The organism is Actinomadura madurae, assembly GCF_900115095.1.
In the GTDB taxonomy this organism is placed as follows: domain Bacteria; phylum Actinomycetota; class Actinomycetes; order Streptosporangiales; family Streptosporangiaceae; genus Spirillospora; species Spirillospora madurae.
In genome coordinates this window covers 386,170-406,663 of the sequence record NZ_FOVH01000003.1, presented here as the reverse complement: position 1 = coordinate 406,663, position 20,494 = coordinate 386,170, and the positions used below count along the sequence as shown (strand labels likewise).

General features: G+C 73.8%; 16 protein-coding genes. 7 read left to right on the top strand and 9 right to left on the bottom strand.

What is annotated here, in order from left to right; translation table 11 throughout:
- The first annotated feature begins 130 nt into the window (after window positions 1-130).
- Window positions 131-5,014 carry a DNA repair ATPase gene (locus BM339_RS11375; protein WP_177287670.1) on the top strand — a complete coding sequence of 1,628 codons (4,884 nt, stop codon included), beginning with the start codon at window positions 131-133 and terminating at the stop codon, window positions 5,012-5,014.
- A gap of 150 nt (window positions 5,015-5,164) precedes the next feature.
- Complete coding sequence (locus BM339_RS11370; protein ID WP_021593244.1) at window positions 5,165-5,974, top strand: hypothetical protein; 810 nt, start codon at window positions 5,165-5,167, stop codon at window positions 5,972-5,974.
- Here BM339_RS11370 and BM339_RS11365 read toward each other — a convergent pair.
- Entirely contained in the window at window positions 5,964-6,884 is a 921-nt protein-coding gene (locus BM339_RS11365) for an NADP-dependent oxidoreductase (RefSeq protein ID WP_021593245.1), read from the bottom strand. The two genes, BM339_RS11370 and BM339_RS11365, sit on opposite strands and share 11 nt — an antisense overlap.
- Window positions 6,885-6,982: 98 nt before the next feature.
- Here BM339_RS11365 and BM339_RS11360 point away from each other — a divergent pair, with 98 nt between their 5' ends.
- The 3 genes from BM339_RS11360 to BM339_RS11350 are packed head-to-tail and all read left to right on the top strand — an operon-like array spanning window position 6,983 to window position 8,087.
- Window positions 6,983-7,342: a VOC family protein gene (locus BM339_RS11360; RefSeq protein ID WP_021593246.1), complete on the top strand. Its 360-nt coding sequence runs from the start codon at window positions 6,983-6,985 to the stop codon at window positions 7,340-7,342.
- Window positions 7,339-7,650, top strand: coding sequence for an ArsR/SmtB family transcription factor (locus BM339_RS11355; RefSeq protein WP_021593247.1), 312 nt, complete (start codon window positions 7,339-7,341; stop codon window positions 7,648-7,650). The genes BM339_RS11360 and BM339_RS11355 overlap by 4 nt, the downstream gene beginning before the upstream one ends.
- On the top strand, window positions 7,647-8,087 hold the full coding sequence (locus BM339_RS11350; RefSeq protein ID WP_075020812.1) for an SRPBCC family protein: 441 nt from the start codon (window positions 7,647-7,649) through the stop codon (window positions 8,085-8,087). Before BM339_RS11355 ends, BM339_RS11350 begins: the two co-directional genes overlap by 4 nt.
- Window positions 8,088-8,146: 59 nt before the next feature.
- Here the strand turns inward: BM339_RS11350 and BM339_RS11345 are convergent, their stop codons facing one another.
- Entirely contained in the window at window positions 8,147-10,027 is a 1,881-nt protein-coding gene (locus tag BM339_RS11345; RefSeq protein ID WP_075020811.1) for an ABC transporter ATP-binding protein, read from the bottom strand.
- Between the two features lie 134 nt (window positions 10,028-10,161).
- Here BM339_RS11345 and BM339_RS11340 point away from each other — a divergent pair, with 134 nt between their 5' ends.
- Window positions 10,162-11,319, top strand: a complete 1,158-nt coding sequence (locus BM339_RS11340; RefSeq protein ID WP_075020810.1) for an aminotransferase class V-fold PLP-dependent enzyme — start codon at window positions 10,162-10,164, stop codon at window positions 11,317-11,319.
- A 5-nt stretch (window positions 11,320-11,324) separates the two neighbouring features.
- Here BM339_RS11340 and BM339_RS11335 read toward each other — a convergent pair whose 3' ends face one another.
- From BM339_RS11335 to BM339_RS11325, 3 genes are all read right to left on the bottom strand, one after another.
- The gene (locus BM339_RS11335) at window positions 11,325-11,744 is read right to left on the bottom strand and encodes a CBS domain-containing protein (protein ID WP_021593251.1); all 420 of its coding nucleotides are present in this window, start codon (window positions 11,742-11,744) and stop codon (window positions 11,325-11,327) included.
- Window positions 11,745-11,806: 62 nt separating this feature from the next.
- On the bottom strand, window positions 11,807-12,814 hold the full coding sequence (locus tag BM339_RS11330; protein ID WP_075020809.1) for an LCP family protein: 1,008 nt from the start codon (window positions 12,812-12,814) through the stop codon (window positions 11,807-11,809).
- A 2-nt stretch (window positions 12,815-12,816) separates the two neighbouring features.
- Entirely contained in the window at window positions 12,817-13,398 is a 582-nt protein-coding gene (locus BM339_RS11325; RefSeq protein ID WP_024935519.1) for an RNA polymerase sigma factor, read from the bottom strand.
- Window positions 13,399-15,062: 1,664 nt separating this feature from the next.
- Between BM339_RS11325 and BM339_RS51245 the strand changes: the two genes are divergently transcribed.
- Entirely contained in the window at window positions 15,063-16,325 is a 1,263-nt protein-coding gene (locus tag BM339_RS51245; RefSeq protein ID WP_256255300.1) for a D-alanyl-D-alanine carboxypeptidase family protein, read from the top strand.
- Window positions 16,326-16,332: 7 nt separating this feature from the next.
- Here the strand turns inward: BM339_RS51245 and BM339_RS11315 are convergent, their stop codons facing one another.
- The 4 genes from BM339_RS11315 to BM339_RS11300 form a co-directional block, all read right to left on the bottom strand.
- Window positions 16,333-17,769, bottom strand: a complete 1,437-nt coding sequence (locus BM339_RS11315) for a pyridoxal phosphate-dependent decarboxylase family protein (RefSeq protein WP_021600225.1) — start codon at window positions 17,767-17,769, stop codon at window positions 16,333-16,335.
- Between the two features lie 49 nt (window positions 17,770-17,818).
- Entirely contained in the window at window positions 17,819-18,427 is a 609-nt protein-coding gene (locus BM339_RS11310; RefSeq protein WP_024935521.1) for a TetR/AcrR family transcriptional regulator, read from the bottom strand.
- A 32-nt stretch (window positions 18,428-18,459) separates the two neighbouring features.
- Window positions 18,460-19,680: a helix-turn-helix domain-containing protein gene (locus BM339_RS11305; protein WP_256255299.1), complete on the bottom strand. Its 1,221-nt coding sequence runs from the start codon at window positions 19,678-19,680 to the stop codon at window positions 18,460-18,462.
- A gap of 135 nt (window positions 19,681-19,815) precedes the next feature.
- Window positions 19,816-20,445 carry a LysE family translocator gene (locus BM339_RS11300; protein ID WP_021598423.1) on the bottom strand — a complete coding sequence of 210 codons (630 nt, stop codon included), beginning with the start codon at window positions 20,443-20,445 and terminating at the stop codon, window positions 19,816-19,818.
- Window positions 20,446-20,494 lie beyond the last annotated feature (49 nt).

The following is a 20,494-nucleotide window of genomic DNA, read 5'->3' as shown; positions in this document are numbered from 1 at the left end:
GTACTGCGGCGAGCCGCCGGTGCCGGGGGCCGCCGGCCCGACGGCTCGCCGCCCCGCGGACCCGCCATGCCCGAGACGGCGGCGTCCACGGGACGGGGCTGCCGCGGCGGAGACAGGATCGGCAACCGACATGGACGGGAGCGACGGGGTGACCGAGGGCGTCGAGGAGGCCACCGGAACCGGGGCGGAACTGGACCACGGAACCTACGAGGTGCTGCGCGCCCGGCTCGCCGAGCACGCGGCGGAGCTGGGACGGCGGGCGGACGCGCTGAACGCGCGGCGGCTGGAGGTCTTCGGGGGCACCGAGCTGCGGCTGGCGGGCACCGAGCGGATCCGGACGGCGCACGACTGCGTGCCGAGGGACGTGGTCGCGCTCGGCGACGTCCTGCTGTTCGGCGGCAACGCCCTTCTCGGGCCGACGCCGGAGACCGCGGTCGAGGACGTCTTCTCGCTGCACCGCCTCACCCGGGGCGAGGAGGGCGTCGCGCTCGTCCCGGCCGGGCCGGAGGCGGTGCCGGGGCTCCTGGACGATCCGGAGTTCCTGCGCGACTTCGCCGGCATGTACCGGTACTACCGGCAGGCGCGGCTGCTCCAGCTGCGGCTGGTCGACGGCCGGCTGCTCGCGGTGTTCCAGACCGGCCCGCGGCTGACGGACCTGCGGGTCCTGCGGTGGCGGACGGCCCCGGACGGCGGCGTCGTCTACGAGGACGACCAGGGAGAGCGCGACCACGCGTTCCCGCCGGCGCACGACGTCGACTGGGTCGAGGCCACGCGCGACGACCACGTCCCCGGCCGGCACCCGCACATCTCGATCGAGGGCGAGGTGTTCGTCGGCACGACCGGCGGGGCACTGACCGTCAAGGTCGAGGACGACACCGGCGGCGGCGCCGGGGTGTACTCCGAGCCGGTGGACGAGCCGCTGCAGTCCCTCGCGGACGCCGACGTCCTGCACGCGCGGGTCGGGGCGCTGATCCTGCTGCGGATCCGCCCGTATAACGAGACGGCGTGGCGGCACCTCGTCTTCAACGTCCGCACCAAGGAGGTCGTGCGGCTCGACGGGATCGAGCAGGCGTGCCGGAGGCTGCCGGACGACCACGGCATCGTCTTCCCCGGCGGCTACCTCCTGGAGACCGGCGCGGTCAAGACGTTCGACACCGACGTCACGGGCCTGGAGTACGAGCGCGTCGTCCGCTCCCCCAACGGCGAGGACGTGCTCTACGTCTTCCACTCGCGGGAGGACGGCCGGTCGCTGCTGCTGCCGTACAACGTGATCCGCAAGCGGGTCACGACGCCGATCACCTGCCACGGGTACGCGCTGGCCGAGGACGGGACGCTCATCGCGATGCGGGCGCTGTCGGACGAGCCGGCCCGCGTCCACCCGCTGCAGCTCTGGGCCACCCCGTACGTCTCGGACGCGCACGCCGCCGCGCAGCCCGTCGGCACCGGACCGCTGGAGCGCGTCGGGAACGCCGACCTCGTCCGGGGCATCGCCGAGTGCCTGACGATCGTCCGGATGGTGGGCGAGATGTCGCCGTCCGCCCCGGTGTTCGAGGCGCTGATCTCGGCGTGCACGCGGGTGCGGGACCTCCACCACTGGCTCGCCGACGACGACCTCGGCGACGCCGCCGCGCCGCTGGCGGACGTCCGCACGGCCGCCGGGCAGGTGCTGGAGGAGTACGAGAAGGTCCGCGCGCTCACCGAGCAGGCGGCCGCCGCGGTCTCCGAGGCGGCCGGCGACATCGCCGCGCTGATCCGCGCGGCGGATGCCGAGGCGCCGTCGGCCGCGGAGGGCTGGATCTCCCGGCTCGCCGGGTTCCGCCGCCTCCAGGGCCGCCTGGAGACGCTGCGCGACCTCCGCCACGCCGACCTCGCCCGGATCGGCGACCTCACCGAGACCGTCCAGGAGGGGCTTCGCACCGCGGGCCAGGGGGCCGTCGAGTTCCTCCAGGGAGAGGACGCGTTCACCTCCTACCACGCCGAGGTGGAGCGGATCACCGAGGCGGCGCACGCCATCGAGACGGCCGCCGACGCCGCTCCCCTCGCCGACCTCCTCGACGCGCAGAACGCGGGGCTGGAGGTCGTCACCGAGGTCGTCGGGGACCTCGACGTCACCGACGCGACCGCCAGGACCGCGATCCTGGAGCACGTCGGCGAGGTGCTCGCCGCCCTCAACCGGGCCCGCGCCGTCCTCGGCGCCCGGCGCCGCGACCTGCTCGGACGCGAGGGACGCGCGGAGTTCGCCGCGGAGCTCGGCCTGCTCGACCAGTCCATCGCCGCCGCGCTCGGCACCGCCGGCACGCCCGAGGCGTGCGACGAGCGGCTCGGCCGCCTCCTCCTGCGCCTGGAGACGCTGCAGGCCAGGTTCGCCGAGCCGGAGGAGTTCCTCGCCGAGCTGGAGACGAAGCGCACCGAGATCTACGAGGCGTTCTCGTCCCGGAAGCAGACGCTGCTGGACGAGCGCGCCCGCCGCACCGACCGGCTCGCCGCGTCGGCCGAGCGCATCCTGTCCGGGGTGCGCCGCCGCGCCGGCGCGCTCGCGTCCCCCGACGAGGTCGGCGCCTACTTCGCGACCGACGCCATGGTGGTCCGGCTGCGCGCGATCGCCGCCGAGCTGCGCGAGCTCGGCGACGACGTCCGGGCCGAGGAGCTGGAAGGGCGCGTCAAGGCGGCCCGGCAGGAGGCCGGCCGCGCGCTGCGCGACCGCCTCGACCTGTACGGCGACGGCGGCGGGACGATCCTGCTCGGGCGGCACCGCTTCGCGGTCAACACCCGCCCGATCGAGCTGACCCTCGTCCCGCACGGCGACGGCATGGCGTTCGCGGTCACCGGCACCGGCTACCGCGCGCCCGTTCGCGACGAGGGCTTCGCCGCGACCCGCCACCTGTGGAACCAGTCGCTCGTCTCGGAGACCCGGGACACCTACCGGGCCGAGTACCTCGCCACGTCGGTCCTCGCGTCCTCGTCCCTCGGCGAGCTGAACCGGGCCGCGGCCGGCGGGCGGCTGCTCGCCGTCGTCCGGGACGCGGCGGCCGACCGCTATGACGAGGGCTACGAGCGCGGCGTCCACGACCACGACGCGGCCCGCATCCTGGAGGCGCTGCTGCGCCTCCGCACCGAGGCCGGCCTGCTGCGCTACCCGGGCGACGCCCGCGCCTCGGCCCGGCTGTTCTGGACCCACGGCCCGGACGAGGCGGAGCGCGCGGCCTGGACGGCCCGCGCCCGCTCCCTCGTCCGCGCCCGCGACGTCTTCGGGGGCGCCGGCGCCCTCACGGACCTCGCCGCGGAGCTCGCCTCGTCCGTCACCGGGTTCGCCGAGCGGCACGGCCTGCCCGCGCCCGGGCCCCTGGCCGCCGAGTACCTGATCGAGGAACTGGCCTGCGCGCCGGACGGCTTCGTGACGAGCCAGGGGGCCCGCACCCTGCTGAAGGGCCTCGCCGACGCGGTCGGCGACGGCCCGCTCGACGACGACCTCCGCGCGGCCGGGAGCCTCGCCGCCCGGCACCAGCTCGCGGAGGCGTGGCTCACCGCGTTCCTGGCGACGTCCGGGGGCGACCCGGCGGACGTCCCCGAGGCCGTGGCGGCGCTGCTCTGCGCGTCCGCCGGCTACGACTCCCCCGCCGCCCTGACCGCCACCGTCGACGGCCTGCTCGGCGACCACCCCCGCATCACCGACCAGAGCATCGCCCTCCGGCTGGACGAGCTGCTCGCCCGGACGCACCGTTTCCGCACCGGGCGGGTCCCGGAATTCCGCGCCTACCAGAAGCGGCGGAACGACCTCATCGCGACCGAGGAGAAAAGGCTCGGCCTGGCCGACCTCAAGCCGCGGGCGATGAGCGCGTTCGTCCGCAACCGCCTCATCGACGAGGTCTACCTGCCGCTCATCGGCGACAATCTGGCCAAGCAACTCGGCACCACCGGGGACACCAAGCGCACCGACCGGATGGGGCTGCTCCTGCTCATCTCCCCGCCGGGTTACGGCAAGACGACCCTCATGGAATACGTCGCCGACCGCCTCGGCCTGGCGCTGGTGAAAGTGGACGGGCCCGCGCTCGGAAACGGCGTCACGTCCCTCGACCCGGCCCAGGCGCCCAACGCCGCCGCGGCCCGCGAAGTCGAGAAAATCAACATCGCTCTGGAGATGGGCGACAACGTCCTGCTCTATCTGGACGACATCCAGCACACGTCACCCGAACTCCTGCAGAAGTTCATCCCCCTCTGCGACGCCCAGCGCCGCGTCGAAGGGGCGGGAGGGACCCACGACCTGCGCGGCAAGCGCTTCGCGGTCTGCATGGCCGGAAACCCCTACACCGAGTCCGGCGGCCGCTTCCGCATTCCCGACATGCTCGCCAACCGCGCCGACGTGTGGAACCTGGGCGACGTCCTCTCCGGCAAGGAGGACCTGTTCGCGCTGAGCTATATAGAGAACGCGCTCACGTCGAACCCCGTGCTGGCGCCCCTCACCGCCCATGACCCCGCCGATGTGGAACTGCTGGTGCGGCTCGCGTCGGGCGACGACACCGTCCGCCCCGACCGCCTCTCCCACCCTTACTCCCAGGCCGAACTGGAAGAGATCCTCGCCGTTCTCGGAAAGCTCCGGCACGTCCAGCGGGTGGTCCTCACCGTCAACCGCGCCTACATGGCCTCCGCCGCCCAGGACAACGCGTCCCGTACCGAACCCGCATTCCGGCTCCAGGGCTCCTACCGCGACATGAACAAGCTCGCCGAGCGCATTCTCCCGGTGATGAACGAGGCGGAACTGGAATCGGCCATCGACGACCACTACCGGGCCGAATCGCAGACCCTCACGTCCGATGCCGAGGCCAACCTGCTCAAGCTCGCCGAGCTCCGCGGCCGGCTGACCCCGTCCGAGGAGGCCCGCTGGACGGAGATCAAGTCCGCCTTCCGGCGCTCGCAGACGCTGGCCGCCCATGAGGACGACCCGTCGGTGGGCGCCCTCCTCCACCTGGCCGACAAGCTCGCCGCCATCGAGACGGCCCTGCGCACCGGCCGGTGAGGTCCGGCGAACCGGCCGGGGGCGCGCCCCCGGCCGGACGTCGCCGAACGCAGCGGACCGGTGGCCAGGGGTGGTCATCCGGGGCCCGTCGCCCCTACCTTGGACGACCACGATCACCTCGGACATCGCGGACGAACGGGAAGGTGCGGCATGCCGGAGCCCTCGGTTGCCCCTGACACGACCGGCGGCGGGGCGCGGGACGGCGGCGGGCGCGACCGGCTACGGCGGGCGGCGCTGCTCGCGGTCGGCTTCGCGTTCTCCTACGGCCTGGTGCTCACGCTCCTCAGCGACGTCTTCTTCTGGTTCGCGATCCCCGGGCTCCTCGGCCTCGTCACCGTCGTGATCATCACGCTGCACCTGTACCTGCACCGGCCGTTCGGGCGGGCCGTCCCGTACGCGACGGACGGCACCGACCGCGAGGGGCCGGTGAGGCACCACTACGCGGTCCTGACCCGGCGCTACCTGCTGATCGTCGTGGCGGGCGCGGCGCTGGCGGCCGTCCCGCTCGTCCTGAAGGCCGCGGTCGCCTATCCGCTCATCGGCGTGGGGATCGTGACGCTCGGGCAGGGCACGCGGTTCTTTCTCGACCAGATCCTGTGGATGAGGAAGTGCGCCCGCGTGCTGAAGGTGTACGACTTCGAGTTCCGCTCCCCCGTGCAGAAGTCCAACCTCCGGAGCCGGGGACGGCGCTCGCTGACCCTGGGGACGGAGGGTGCCCCGCGGATGGCGGCGCGGGAGCCGCTGTTCTCGGACCGGTGGCCGAGGGAGATCGCCGGCGGGGTGTGGTTCGCCGGGGACGAGCCGTTCGGCGGGGCCATCCTCGTCCCGGACACGGGTGAGCTGATGTGCATGCAGCCGGAGAACTGGTCCGTCCACGAGAAGGCGCGGCAGCAGGCCGGGGCCGAACGCCGGGAGAAGGCGGCGCGGGCCGGGCTCGCGCGCCAGACGATCACGGCGTGACGACGAGCTTCCCGCGGGTGTGGCCGGAGCGGCTCGCGTCGAAGGCGGCGGCGGTCCCCTCCAGCGGGAACGCGCCGGCCACCTCGACGCCGAGGGCGCCCCGGTCGGCCAGCGCCGCGAGCTGGGCGAGCTTCGCGCCGCTCGGACGGACCCAGATCCAGTGACCGCCGTGCTCCCCGACGGTGTCGTCGGCGACCGAGACGTGCCGCCCGCCCGCCGCCAGGACCGCGAGGGTCACCTCCAGCTGGCCGCCCACGAAGTCGGCGACCGCGGACACCCCGCCGGGCGCCAGCTCCCGGACCCGCTCGGCCAGGCCGTCCCCGTAGTCGACCGGCTCGGCGCCGAGTTCGCGCAGGTAGTCATGGTTCTTCTCGGACGCGGTGCCGATGACGCGGGCGCCGCGGTCCCGTCCGATCTGCACGGCGAAGCTCCCGACGCCCCCGGACGCCGCGTGGACGAGCAGGATCTCGCCCGGACCGACCCCGAGCCGGTCGAGGGCGCGCTGCGCGGTCATCCCGGCCAGCGGGAGGCCCCCGGCCCGGTTCCAGTCGAGCGAGGCGGGCTTGTGCGCCACATGGTCGGCCGCGACGGCGACGTACTGCGCGAACGTCCCGGCGCCGACCACGTCCTTGCGCGCGTAGGACATCACCTCGTCGCCCGGTGCGAACTCCGGCACGTCGGGGCCGAGGGCCCGCACCACGCCCGCGACGTCCCAGCCGGGGATGACCGGGAAGACCGTGTCCAGCATCCCGTCGAGGCCGCCCGCCATGACCTTCCAGTCGACCGGGTTGACCCCGGCCGCGCGGACCTCGATCAGCACCTGGCCGGGGCCGACCTTGGGGTCGGGGACGTCCCCGACCCTCAGCCGGGAGTTGTCGGAGGCGAACGAGTCGTAGGTGACGGCGCGCATGCCCCACAGCCTGCCACCCGCCGCGCCCCCTAAACCCGAACACGTAGGAGAATGCCTACGTTTGACAGGTAGGAGATCGCCTACGTATTCTCGTCGCCATGAACATCACCCATGTGCGGTCGCTGACCGTCCCCGTCTCCGACCAGGACGCGGCCAAGGACTTCTACGCGGGCACGCTCGGCTTCGAGGTGGTCGCCGACCAGGCCGCCGGCCCGATCCGCTGGCTGCAGCTCGCCCCCGAGGGCGCGGACACGACCGTCGTCCTCGCGAACCACCTGCCCGGCGTGCCGGCGGGCAGCGTCCAGGGGCTGATCCTGGAGACGTCCGACCTCGACTCGGACTGCGCGCGGCTGCGCAGCGCCGGCGTGGACGTCGACGGCCCACAGGACCTGCCGTGGGGCCGCCAGGCCACGGTCACCGACCCCGACGGCAACGGCATCGTGCTGGCCGCCCGGTGACCGGGGACGTCTTCGCCGCGCTGGCCAGCCCCGTCCGGCGGGAGCTGACGTCGCTGCTGCTCTCCGGCCCCCGCCCCGTGAACGACCTGGCCGCGCACTTCACGATGAGCCGCCCGAGCGTGTCCGAGCATCTCCGGGTGCTGCGGGACGCGGGCCTGGTCACCGAGCGGCGCCACGGCCGCCGGCGCGTCTACAGCCTGGAGCCCGCCCCCCTGCGCGAGCTGTCGGAGTGGCTCACCCCGTACGAGCGGTTCTGGCGGGAGAGGCTCGCCGGCCTGCGCGACCTGCTGGACGAGGAGGACCTGTGACACCCGCCCGCGAACGCGCCTCCATCGAGGTGGACGAGTTCCTGCCCCACCCGCCCGAGAAGGTCTGGCGCGCCCTCAGCGAGCCCGGCCTGCTCGCGCGCTGGCTGATGCCGAACGACTTCGAGCCCGTCGTCGGGCACCGCTTCACCTTCGCCGCCAAGCCCATCCCCAGCGTCGGCTTCGACGGGAGGATCGCCTGCGAGGTCCTCGCCGTCGAGGAGCACCGCCTGCTCCGCATCAGCTGGCACGGCGGCGGCCTGGACACCACGGTCACCTGGCGGCTGGCCCCGGAAGGGCACGGCACCCGCCTCTTCATCGAGCACGCCGGCTTCGACCTGGACGACCCGGTCAACGCCTACGCCTTCCGGGGCATGGGCAGCGGCTGGCGCTCCGACGTGCTCCGCTCCCTCCGCACGACCCTGTCCACCCTCGCTTGACCGTCCGCCCTCGCTTGACCGTCCGCCCTCACTTGACCGCCCTCACCTGACCGCCCGGATCAGGCGACGGTCTCCAGCGGGGGCTCGGAGGCGAACTGGGTCCGGTAGAGGTCGGCGTAGCGGCCTTCGGCGGCCAGCAGCTCGTCGTGGGTCCCCCGTTCGACGATGCGGCCGTCCTCGACGACGAGGATGAGGTCGGCGGCGCGGACGGTGGAGAGCCGGTGGGCGATGACCACCGCGGTACGGCCGTCCAGGGCCTCGGCCAGTGCCTCCTGGACGGCGGCCTCGGAGGTGGAGTCGAGGTGGGCGGTGGCCTCGTCCAGGATCACCACGCGCTGCCGGGCCAGCAGGAGGCGGGCGATGGTGAGGCGCTGGCGCTCGCCGCCGGAGAGGCGGTAGCCGCGCTCGCCGACGATCGTGTCGAGGCCGTCCGGCAGGCCCTCGATGAGGGTGTCGAGGCGGGCGCGGCGCAGCACGTCCCAGAGCTCCTCGTCGGTCGCCTCGGGGCGGGCCAGCAGGAGGTTCTCGCGGATCGACTCGTGGAACAGGTGGCCGTCCTGCGTGACCATGCCGAGCGTGTCGCGGATGGACTGGAAGGACAGGTCGCGGACGTCCACGCCGCCCAGCCGGACGGTGCCGGAGTCGACGTCGTAGAGGCGCGGCAGCATCTGCGCGATCGTCGACTTGCCCGCGCCGGACGAGCCGACCAGCGCGACCGTCTGGCCTGGCTCGGCGCGGAACGTCACGTCGTGCAGGACGTCCACGCCGCCGCGGGTGTCGAGGGTGGCGACCTCTTCGAGCGAGGCGAGGGAGACCTTGTCGGCCGACGGGTAGGCGAACCGGACGTTCTCGAACTCGACGGCGACCGGGCCTTCCGGGACGCCGCGCGGGTCGGGGCGCTCGGCGACGAGCGGCTTCAGGTCGAGGACCTCGAAGACCCGATCGAAGCTGACGAGCGCGCTCATCACCTCGACGCGGGAGCTGGCGAGGGCGGTCAGCGGCGCGTAGAGGCGGGTGAGCAGGAGGGCGAGGGCGACGACGGCGCCGGCGTCGAGGTGGCCGCGCAGGGACAGGTAGCCGCCGAGACCGTAGACGAGCGCGAGGGCCAGCGCCGACACCATCGTGAGCGCGGTGATGAAGACGTGCTGCACCATCGCGGTGCGGACCCCGATGTCGCGGACGCGGCGGGCGCGGGCGGCGAACTCGGCGGACTCCCTCGACGGGCGCCCGAACAGCTTCACCAGCGTCGCCCCCGGCGCGGAGAAGCGCTCGGTCATCTGCGTGCTCATCGCGGCGTCGTGCGCGGCGGCCTCCCGTTCGAGCCGCGCCAGGCGGGAGCCCATGCGGCGGGCCGGGAGCACGAAGACGGGCAGCAGGACCAGCGCGAGCAGGGTGATCTGCCAGGAGATCCGGACCATCACCGCGAAGGTGAGCAGCACGGTCACCAGGTTGCTGACGACGCCGGACAGAGTGTCGCTGAACGCGCGCTGGGCACCGATCACGTCGTTGTTGAGGCGGCTGACCAGGGCGCCGGTGCGGGTCCGGGTGAAGAACGCGACCGGCATGCGCTGGACGTGGTCGAACACGGCGGTGCGCAGGTCGAGGATCAGCCCCTCACCGATACGGGCGGACAGCCACCGGTTGGCCAGCCCGAGCCCGCCCTCGGCGAGCGCCAGCACCGCGATCAGCACGGCGAGCCCCACCACTGTGGACGTCTCGGCGTGGTCGACGATCGCGTTGACGACCCATCCGGCGAGGACGGGAGTCGCGACCGCGATGACCGCCATCACCACGCTGAGAAAGAGGAACGCGGCGAGCTGCCGCCGGTGCGGGCGGGCGAAGCGGCCGATGCGCCGCAGCGTCGCCTTGGAGAACGGCCGGCCGTCCTGCGCGTTCATGGCGTGATGCAGCGACATCCACGCCGTGACTTCCATGTCCATGGGGACCCCTGATCATCGTTAGCCTGGAAGACGAGCATGCGACCTCAAGATTGGTTGAGGTCAAATCGCGCCGTCGTGGTGCCGCCGGGAGACACTCTCTCCCGGGGGTACGACATTTCAGCGAAGGGTCGCTTGTGGACATCGACGAGATCAGGACAGACACCCCCGGCTGCGCGAAGGTGGCCCACCTCAACAACGCCGGCGCCGCGCTGCCGCCGCGTCCCGTCATCGACGCCGTCGCCGGGCATTTCGCCCAGGAGTCGACGATCGGGGCGTACGAGGCCGCCGACCAGAACCAGGCCGCCATCGACCGGTTCTACGGCGCGGTCGCCCGGCTCCTGGGCGCGCGGCCGGACGAGATCGCCTACGTGGAGAACGCCACGCGCGCGTGGGACCTGGCGTTCTACTCGATCCCCTTCGCGGACGGCGACCGCATCCTGACCACGACGAGCGAGTACTCCAGCAACGCGATCGCCTACCAGCAGGTGGCGGCGGCCACGGGCGCCCGGGTGGAGGTCGTCCCGGACGAGTCCGACGGCACGCTCTCCCTCGACGCGCTGGAGGCGGAACTGGCCAAGGGCAACGTCCGGCTGGTGTCGCTCAACCACGTCCCGACGCACAACGGCCTCGTCAACCCGGCGGTCGAGGTCGGGCGGCTGTGCCGCGAGCACGGCGTCCTGTACCTCCTGGACGCCTGCCAGTCGGTCGGCCAGCTCACCGTGGACGTCACCGAGATCGGCTGCGACATGCTGTCGGCGACGGGTCGCAAGTTCCTGCGGGGCCCACGCGGAACGGGCTTCCTCTACGTCCGGCGCGACATCCTGCGGACCCTGGTGCCGCCGTTCCTCGACCTCCAGGCCGCCACATGGAAGGCGCCGGACGGGTTCGAGATGCGCGACGACGCGCAGCGCTTCGAGACGTGGGAACGCTACGTCGCCGGGCAGATCGGACTGGGAGTCGCCGCCGACTACGCGGCGGACCTGGGGATGCCCCAGATCCAGGAGCGCGTCCTGAACCTGGCCGCCGGGCTACGTGAGCGTTTGGCCGCGCGTCCCGGTGTAACCGTCCTCGACAAGGGGGCACGGCCGTCCGGCATCGTCACGTTCACCGTCGACGGCCACGACCCCGCCGCCATCCAGGCCGCCGCCAAGGCGCGCGGCGTCAACGTCAACGTCACCAACCCCAACACGCACGGATACGACCCGAACGCCGCACAGGCGGCCGTGCGAGCGTCCGTGCACTACTACAACACCGAGGGCGAACTGGAGCAGCTCCTGTCCGCCCTGCCGTAGGAGGCTCAGACGTTGGGGCGGGCCGCGCTGATGTCGGCGAGCGCCGAACCCGAGTCCTTCTCCATCGCCAGGTCGCCGATGGAGACGATGCCGACGGGACGGCCGTCCTCGATGACGGGGAGCCGCCGGACCGCGCGCTCGCGCATGATCTGCGCGGCCCGCTCCAGCGAGTCGTCGGGCCCGACGGTGGCGGTCACGCTGCTGGCGATGCCGCCGATCTTCACCGCCGCCGGGTCGCCCCCCGCCGCGAGGCCGCGGATCACCAGGTCCCGGTCCGTGACGACGCCCTTGAGGTGGTCGCCGTCGGCCACCAGGACGGCCCCGATGTCCTCGTCGCGCATCGCCCGCGCCACCGTCACGAGGTCGAGTTCCGGGCTCACCGAGGTGGGCGAGCCGGTCATGATGTCGCGGACCTTCGTGGCCATCGTGCACTCCTTGCGCCTCGCTGGTGGGTACCGCGGGCCCTACCCGAGACGCCCCGGGTCACTCATTTGAACGGGGCGAACACCCGCGCCGCCCCGTCCTCGTCCCAGGCCAGGCGGTTCGGATCCGCGCGCGCCGGGCGTACGGGAACGGTCGCGAAGCGGATCGAGGCGCCCGCCCCGAAGCCGCGGGCGAGGGTCACCAGGTCCCCGGCGCCCAGCCGCGGCACCGTCTCGACCGAGGCCGCGAGCACCGCTAGGAACTTGCCGAACCGCAGCGGATCGCCCCGCAGCTCCTTGACTTCCCGCGCGAACGCCGCCATGAACGCCTGCTGCCGCTCGATCCGCGCCAGGTCGGAGCCGTCCCCGTACCCGATCCGGCTGCGGACGTAGATGAGCGCCTCCTTCCCGTCCAGCCGCTGCTCCCCCGGGCGCAGTCGCAGCCCCGACCTCGGGTCGACGCCCGGCCGCGGCACCGTCATCCGGACGCCGCCGAGTGCCTCCACCATCCGGACGAACCCGGTGAACCCGACCACCACGGTCTGGTCGATCCGGACACCGGTCAGCGACTCCACCGTCTTCACCGCGCAGGAGACGCCGCCCACCGGGAACGCCGAGTTGATCAGGCCTCTGCGGGAGGGGATCACCTTTCCCTCGGACGTCTTGCACGCGGGGAGCACGACGAGCAAGTCGCGGGGGATGCTCACCGCCCGGACGTCCTTCCTGTCGGCCGGGACGTGCAGGAGCATCATGGTGTCCGAACGCGCCGAGTAGCTGTCGCCGCGCTCGTCCGACCCCAGCAGCAGCACGTTCATCGCCCGGCCCGGCGCCGGCGTCGGCGCGGTCGTGCCGGGCGCCACCGGGCGGGCGTCCCGGCCGTGGACGACCAGCGCCGGGACGACGATGGCCGCCGCCGTCACCGCCGCCACCACGCCGAGGAGCGTCCACCGTCCGAGGACCCGGCGCCTCCGCCGGGCACCGTCCAGCAGCCGGGTGCGCTGCCGGGCGAGCGTCGGCGGCGGCTCGTGCTCCAGCTCCCGGCCGAGATCACGGATCAGTTCCAGGTCGTCCACGCTCACTCCTCCTCACCCATCGGGTCGGTGTCGCCCAGCGCGGCGCGCACCTTGCGCCGGGCGCGGTTCAGCCGGGACCGGACCGTCCCGACGGGGATGCCGAGCGCCCGCGCCACCTCCTCGTAGGAGAGGTCGCCCCACGCCACCAGCAGCAGGACGTCCAGGTCCCTCCGCGCCAGCCCGGACAGCGCCTCCGCCAGCACGGGACGCGACGCCGACGCGGTCACCCCCGCCGCCACCCGGTCGGCGGGCCCCTCCACGGGACCGTCCACGGGACTGCGCCGCAGCGCCCGGTAGCGCGCGGCCTCCCTCCGGTGATGCCGCGCGACCAGCTTCGTCGCGATGCCGAACAGCCAGGGCCGCGCGTCCCGCTGCGCGACGTCGTAGCGGTGCCGCTTGCTGAACGCGGCGAGGAACGTCTCGCCGACGACGTCCTCCGCGGCCTCGGGCCCGAGCCGGCGCGAGACGTACCGGAAGAGCATCCCGGCATAGCGGTCGAACAGCGCTGCGAACGCCTCGGGATCGGCGAGCGAACTCTCGATGAGAGCGGCGTCGCACTCCTGAGCCGTCGGGGGAACGGTCATCGCGGCCACCATGGCATGCGCACCGGGCCTTCCCGTGCGGGGGACGTTGTCAGGGTTGTATCTCCGCAACCCCCCGTCCAGGTTCACGCGGGACACGAGCCTCACGGACACGGATCGCCGCGAACCTTCCCGATAAACTTCGCGTCCCCATATGCATGGGGGGTCGCCGGGGGAGGACCATTCCGCCGCCCGTCGAGATACGAGCAGAGGAGGGTCTGGACGTGGACGACGACGCCGAGCGGGGCGCGGAGACGTCCCGTACCGGGACCGCCGAATTCCGCGTCCCCAAGAAGGTCGACCTGACCCGCCCGGACATCCCCGTCCGCCGCAGGCCAAAGGACGCCGAGGAAGAGCCCCCACCCCCAAGCACCTGGTACGTCCAGTTCCCCGCCCCCCAACCAGAGGACGAGGAACCCCCCGAGGACACGACCGAGACCCCGCAAGCCGAGCCCGAAGAGCCCCCCGAACCTGCCAAGGACTCGGCCAGCACCGCCCCACCAGAACAGGACACGCCGTCAGACGACAGCGGCGCCTCACACCAGAACGCCACACCACCCCCCGCCCCCACAAACGCACCACCGAACCAAGACGCGCCACCACGAGACACCCGCACCGCAGGCGAGGCCCAGGCAACCTCCGAAGAGCGCACCGAAAGCGGCGCGCCCGAGCAGGACGCGCCATCACGAGACGGCCGCAGCGCTGTCGAGGACTCGGCAGCCTCCGCAGAGGACAACGAAAGCGGCGCCCCGCCTCAGCAGGAAGCACCGCGGCAAGGCGCCCGCACCCAACAGCAAGCGCCGTCTCAGGACGAGCGCGCCCGACGCGAGAACACCGCGCACGGTGCATCGGCACCTACCGCCCCACAGACCCGACCTGGCAGCGCCACCCCACCGAGGCAGGACGCGCCGTCGGAGGACAGTGGCGCCGCACGCGAGAGCGCCACGCCGCCCGCAGGGCCCACGAACGCGCCACCGAAGCACGGCACGCCACGGCAAGACAGGCCCCCCGCGCAGGGCGCACCGGCACCTTCCAGCGCCCCACATGCGGGCCCGGGAACCGGCGCGCCACCGCAGGACGGGCGCACGGGCAAGGACCAGGCAGCCTTTGCGGGGCGGCTCGAAGGTGGCGCTCCGCCTGAGCAAGATGCGCCGGGGCAAGGCGACCGCACCCGGCAGGACACGCCAGCGCCGCGCTCCGCCACACCGACCCGGCCTGGTAGCGCCGCTCCGCCGAGGCAGGACGCGCCGTCGGAGGACGGGCGCGCCGCGCGTGAGGGCGCGACGCCGGGCGCAGGGGCTACGAACGCACCGCCGAAACAGGACGTACCACGGCGGCCCCCCGCGCAGGGCGCACCGGCATCTCCCGGCGTCCCGCCGACACACGACGCGCCACCACGAGGCGGCCGCACCGCAGGCCAGGACCACGCGGAGCGCACCGATAGCGGTGTCCCACCTCAGCACGAAGCGCCGTCCAAGGACGAGCGCACCGCGCGTGAGAGCGCCTCGCCGCACGTTGGGCCTTCGACGGCACCGGCACCTTCTGGTGTCCCACATGCGGGGGCCGGCGCCCCGCCGAAGCATGGCGCGCCATCGCAGGACGTGGCGGCGGGGTCGTGGGAGGCGGTCTTGCCGGAGACGTCGGCTGCGACGACTCGGGTTGAGCGGTTGCCCGCGCCGGCTGCCTGGCAGGCGCCGCCGCAGCCGTGGGGCGGTGCGGCTCCGGCGCCGGTGGAGGAGAAGAAGCGTCGGCGGTGGGTCGTCGTTGTCGCGGCTGCCTTGGTGCTCGTGGTGGGGCTCGTCGCCGGGCAGCTTCTGCGGCCGCCGCCGGAGCCGACGGTCAGGTTGAGCGTCGCGGCCAGCCACACGTTCCCGGGGCAGGCGCCGGTGTTGCCGTGGCCCGCGGCGGGGCAGTCCGCGATCTACGTGGACGGGCTCGGGACGATGGGGTCCTCGGGCGGGGCGGTGCCGACGCCCACGGCGAGCGTCGCCAAGGTCATGACGGCGTACGTGTATCTGCGCGACCATCCGCTGAAGTCCGGGGAGGCCGGGCCGGTGCTGACGGTGTCGCCGCAGGCGGCGGCGCAGATCCCGGCGCGCAAGAGGCGCGGGGAGTCGCTGCTCGGGGTGACCGCGAACCAGCGGCTGACGCAGCGCAAGGCGCTGGAGGCGCTGCTGATCATCTCGGCCAACGACGTGGCGCACGAGCTGGCGCGGTGGGACTCCGGCGACGAGAGGGCGTTCGTCGCGAAGATGAACGAGGCGGCGAAGCAGCTGGGGATGACCGGTACGCGCTACACCGATCCGAGCGGCTACGACTCCGGGACGGTCAGCACGGCCGCGGACCAGGTGAGGCTGCTGCGGGCGGCGATGAGCCTGCCGTCCTTCGGGGAGATCGTGAACAACCGGATGTACGTGCCGGACGGCGGCGGTGCCCCGCGGCAGGGCGGCAACTTCATCCTCGGGCGCAACGGCGTCGTCGGCGGGAAGACCGGGTACACCGACGCGGCCGGCGGGAACTTCGTGTTCGCGGCGCGCAAGGACGTCGGGGGCGTGATGACGCTGATCGTCGGCGCGGTGATGGGGCAGCGCTCCCCCAGCGCGGCGGACGCCGTCAACACGGCGGAGGGGATCCTCGTCGCGGCCGAGCGCGCCCTCGTCGCGAAGCCGCTCGCGCGCCGGGGCGACGTCGTCGGGCGGATCGACGACGGGCTCGACGGGAGCACCGCGCTGCGCGCGACGGCGCCGGTGGCCGTCGTCGGCTGGCCCGGCCTCACCGTGCGCGTGGGGTACGACGGCGACCCGCCGGCGGACGCCGCGCCGGGCGACGCGGCCGGCGCCATGGACGCGGGCCCGGCGCGGGTGCCGCTGGAGGCGGGCGAGCCGAAGGACGGGCCGTCCATCGTCAAGCGGCTGACCCGCCTCGGCTGACCCGCCGTCAGACGTACAGGGCGGACAGGAAGCGGATCAGCAGGGCCTCCCGGGTGGCGGGCGGCAGCGCGTCCAGGATGGTGTTGACCACGGCCATCTCGGGGTCGCCGCCGCCGTCCAGGTCGACGCCGGCGGACGCGAGCAGGGCGGCGAAGCCGGCGTCGTCGAGACCGTCGAGGTCCAGCTCGGCGAGCGCGTCCACGAGGTCGGACGGGACGTCGGGCGGGCCGGCGGCGCGGGCGCCGCGCACCGCGTCGGCCAGCGCCGCCAGCAGGGCGTCGACGTCGCTGACGCCGGTCAGGGTGAAGTGCAGGTTCGGCGGGCTGCCCTGGTAGGAGAGCTGCGGCTGGAAGTACCAGCCGCGGGCGCGGGCCTCGTCGGCGATCACGAAGACGTCCAGTCCGGGGTCGGTCGAGGCGACGGCGACGAGCGGCGCGACGGGGTCGCCGAGCACCCGCAGCCCGGGGATCTCCGCGATGCCCGCGATCAAGCGTTCCGCGGCCTTCATCGCGCTCTCGGCGAGGTCGCGGTACCCCTGCGCCCCGACCGCGGTGAGGGTCGCCCACGCGGCTCCGAGCGGCCCGGCGCTCTTGCTGCTCTGGACGCCGGCGTTGATGACCGTGTAGCCGGGCCAGTGCGCGGACGCGAAGTAGGCGTGCCGCCGGAGCGACTCGTCCGCGAACAGCACGACCGAGGCCCCCTTGGGCGAGTAGCCGTACTTGTGCAAGTCGCACGAGAGGGACGTCACCCCCGGCACGGACAGGTCGAACGGCGGGACGTCGCGCCCGGCGTCCCGCAGCCAGGGCAGCACCCAGCCGCCGACGCACGCGTCGACGTGGCATGGCACGCCCGCGCCGGCGGCGAGCGCGGCGATCTCCGGGACCGGGTCCATGACGCCGTGCGGATAGGACGGCGCCGAGGCGACGACCAGCACCGTGCGGGGGGTCAGCGCGGCGGCCGTAGCGGCGGGGTCGGCGCGGAAGTCGCCGTCGACCGGGACGTGCACGGTCTCCATGCCGAGGTAGTGCGCGGCCTTGTGGAAGGCGGGGTGCGCTGTAGCGGGCAGGACGATCTGGGGCCGCCCCTCCACCGGGCGGGCGTCCCGCGCGGCCTTCACCGCCAGCATGATCGACTCGGTGCCGCCGCTGGTGAAGATGCCGGAGCCGCCGCCGAGCTTGTCCGCGGCGAACCCGACGATCCGGCGTTCGAGCGCGACGATGCTGGGGAACGCCGTGGGGTCAAGGCAGTTGACCTCCAGCATCTCCTGGTAGGCGGTGGCGGCGAGGTCGTGCACGGCGTCGCGTCCGGTGTCGTACACGTACGCGGTGACCTGGCCGCCGCGCACGGGCAGGTCGGCGGCCCGCAGCCGGGCGAGCTCGGCGAGCAGGTCGGGGGCGGGGCGGCCGGTTTCGGGCAGGGCGCCGTGGTGCGGGTCAGCGGGCATAGGGCGTGCTTCCTCGGTCGGGGGCGGACGGCGGTGAGCCGCGGTGAGGTCATCCGGCGTTGCCGGAGGGCAGCCCGATCGCGGCGGCGACGGTGCGGCGCATCTGCGCGCGGAACCTGGCCACCGCGGCCGGGTCGTCCAGGCCGAGGCGGTTCCCGTCGGCGTCGAGGAGGCCGCCGCAGCCGAAGCCGTGGGTGCACCAGACGATGGTCCAGACGACGAAGTCGACGTCGACGTCATCGGCGACGATCTTGCGGGCCAGGCCGGTGACGATCTCCACCAGCGGCCGGACGTACTGCTCCTCCAGGTGCGCGATGTCGGCGGCGTCCGAGAGCCAGCGGTGCATCCACAGCGCGGGGACCTCCGGGCGCCGGAGGCAGAAGTCGACGTACCCGTCGACGAGGGCCAGCAGGCCCTCCCGGTCCATGGTGATCTCGGCGAGCGCCCGGTCGAGCGCGGCCCGTTCCGCCACGTGGGCGCGTTCCATCACGGCGAGGTAGAGGTCGCGCTTCCCGCCGACGTGGTAGGCGATGGTGGCGACGTTGAGCCCGGCGGCCTCGGCGATCATGCGGGTGGAGGTCCCGTCGTAGCCGAGCGCGGCGAACAGCCGCGTGGCCACCTCCAGGATCCGTTCGCGCCCGGTATCGCTGCTGGTCATCACCCCAAACTAGGCGTTGGCGAAGAATCCGGTCAATCGATTGATTGATCGTCCGGCGGCGTGGTGAGGGCGACGGTCAGCGCCATCTCCATCTCCAGCCGGGTCTCCGGGTCGTGCAGCCGCGCGCCGAACAGCTCCTCCAGCTGGTGCAGCCGGTACCGGACGGTCTGCGGGTGGACGTGCAGCCGGCTCGCGACCTCGGTGGCGTTGAACCCGTTCTGCAGGCAGGACAGGAGCGTCCGCATCAGCCGCTCACGGTGCCGTGGCCGGACGGCCCGCAGCGGCGCGAGGCGCAGGTCGGCGACCACGCGGACCAGGTCCTCGTCCCTGAAGACCACGAGCGCCGGCATGTGGTCGGCGCAGCGGATCAGCCGGTCGGACGGCAGGATCCCGCGGCGCGCCAGCGGCAGCGCCTCGCGGGCCCAGCGCAGCGACCTGGCCGCGTCCTCGGTGCGGACGGTCGGGCCGAGCGCGGCGACCCAGGCGCCCAGCGCGGACTCCAGCATCCGGCCGCGTCCGGGGCCCTCCGGGTCGGGGACGAGCAGGCAGGGCTCGCGGCGGTCGACGTCGGCGAGCACGTCGGGCGGCAGGTCCGGGTGCGCGAACGGCTGCCGGCCCCGCTCGTGCAGGACGACGGCCGCGACCGTCCGCGGGACGCGCCAGCGCGCGAGGCGGGCCAGGTCGGCGACGGCCCGCGGGGCGGCGGGCGGTTCGGCGAGCAGCAGGTCCAGCAGCCGGCGGCGGCGGTGCTCCAGCTCGCCCGCCTCCCGCTCACGGGCCGCGGTGTGGCCCTCGGCGGCGGCGCGGGCGACCTCGTCCAGGAACGCGAAGATCGCCTCGGCGATGCCGGCGAGGGTGCGGCGGGAGATGTCGTACCGCTCGGACTCGGCGGCGAGCCGGCGCCACGCGACCCGGGCGCCGAGCCGCAGCGAGGTCTGCAGGACCTCCAGGTCGCGGCCCTCGCGGGCCTCGGCCCGGCCGATCTCCCGGTAGACGGCGGCGACCTGCTCCCAGGAGCCGTCCGGGTCCATGACGAGGTCGGCGAACTGGCGCAGCGCGCCCTCGACGGCGAGCCGGAGGAGCCGCGTGTACTCCGCGTCCCGCCGGCGGGCGTACTCGGGGATCCCGGCGAGGATCTCCTCGATCATCTCCTCGGCGAGGGTGTCCAGATGGGGCCGGAACAGCGTGGCCAGCTCGCTCGGCACGCCCGGCCAGGGCGTGATCGGGGAGCGTTCCTCAAGGCCGCCGGTCACCGTTCGCACCTCCCGGTCGGGAAGCTACCGGCGGCCGTCCGGGCGGGCTGCACGACCGGGTACGCAATGCGGGCTCCGGGTTGTCAGCGGAGTGACAAACGAGGCGGGCTGCATACCCGCCCCGGCGAGTGGTCCCTAGGTGCGACGCGCGCTCGGACCGGCGAGGACGGCGGCGGCGCCGAGGCCGAGGTAGATGAGGCCGGTCGCGTACCGCTGCCGGCGCCGGAAGACCGGCCGGGCCCGCAGCCACTCGCCGATCGAGCCGGCGGCCACCGCGTAGCCGATGTCCACGACCAGCCCGATCAGCGCGGTCGCGGCGCCCATCGCCGCGATCTGCAGCGGCACCGCTCCCGCGTCCTGGTCGGCGAACTGCGGCAGGAACGCCAGGAAGAACAGCACGACCTTCGGGTTGAGGACGTTGACGAGCGCGCCGTCGAGGTAGACGCGGCGCAGCGGCCGCGGTTCGAGTTCGAGCTCGCCGTCCTCACGGCCGCCGCGCAGCGTCCGGTACGCGAGGTAGACGAGGTAGGCGGCGCCCGCGTAGCGCAGGATCCCGAACGCGGTCGCGGACGCGGCGACGAGGGCGGACAGTCCGGCCGCGGCGGCGCCGATGTGGACGAGCGTGCCGGTCTCGACGCCGAGCGCGGACGCGATCCCGGCGCGGCGCCCCTCGCCGATGCTGCGCGTGGTGATGTACAGGTGGTTCGGGCCGGGGACCGCGACGAGCGTCAGGGCGGCCAGGAGGAACAGCACGGGGTTCGTCACACGAGCACGCTAGGACCACAGTGGACCATGCGACAGGACCAATCACGGC

Excerpts from the sequence above, each read along its gene's own strand:
- BM339_RS11375 (WP_177287670.1), top strand. The coding sequence starts at position 131 with ATGGACGGGAGCGACGGGGTGACCGAGGGCGTCGAGGAGGCCACCGGA.
- BM339_RS11370 (WP_021593244.1), top strand. The coding sequence starts at position 5,165 with ATGCCGGAGCCCTCGGTTGCCCCTGACACGACCGGCGGCGGGGCGCGG.
- BM339_RS11365 (WP_021593245.1), bottom strand. The coding sequence starts at position 6,884 with ATGCGCGCCGTCACCTACGACTCGTTCGCCTCCGACAACTCCCGGCTG.
- BM339_RS11360 (WP_021593246.1), top strand. The coding sequence starts at position 6,983 with ATGAACATCACCCATGTGCGGTCGCTGACCGTCCCCGTCTCCGACCAG.
- BM339_RS11345 (WP_075020811.1), bottom strand. The coding sequence starts at position 10,027 with ATGGACATGGAAGTCACGGCGTGGATGTCGCTGCATCACGCCATGAAC.
- BM339_RS11335 (WP_021593251.1), bottom strand. The coding sequence starts at position 11,744 with ATGGCCACGAAGGTCCGCGACATCATGACCGGCTCGCCCACCTCGGTG.
- BM339_RS11325 (WP_024935519.1), bottom strand. The coding sequence starts at position 13,398 with ATGACCGTTCCCCCGACGGCTCAGGAGTGCGACGCCGCTCTCATCGAG.
- BM339_RS11315 (WP_021600225.1), bottom strand. The coding sequence starts at position 17,769 with ATGCCCGCTGACCCGCACCACGGCGCCCTGCCCGAAACCGGCCGCCCC.
- BM339_RS11310 (WP_024935521.1), bottom strand. The coding sequence starts at position 18,427 with ATGACCAGCAGCGATACCGGGCGCGAACGGATCCTGGAGGTGGCCACG.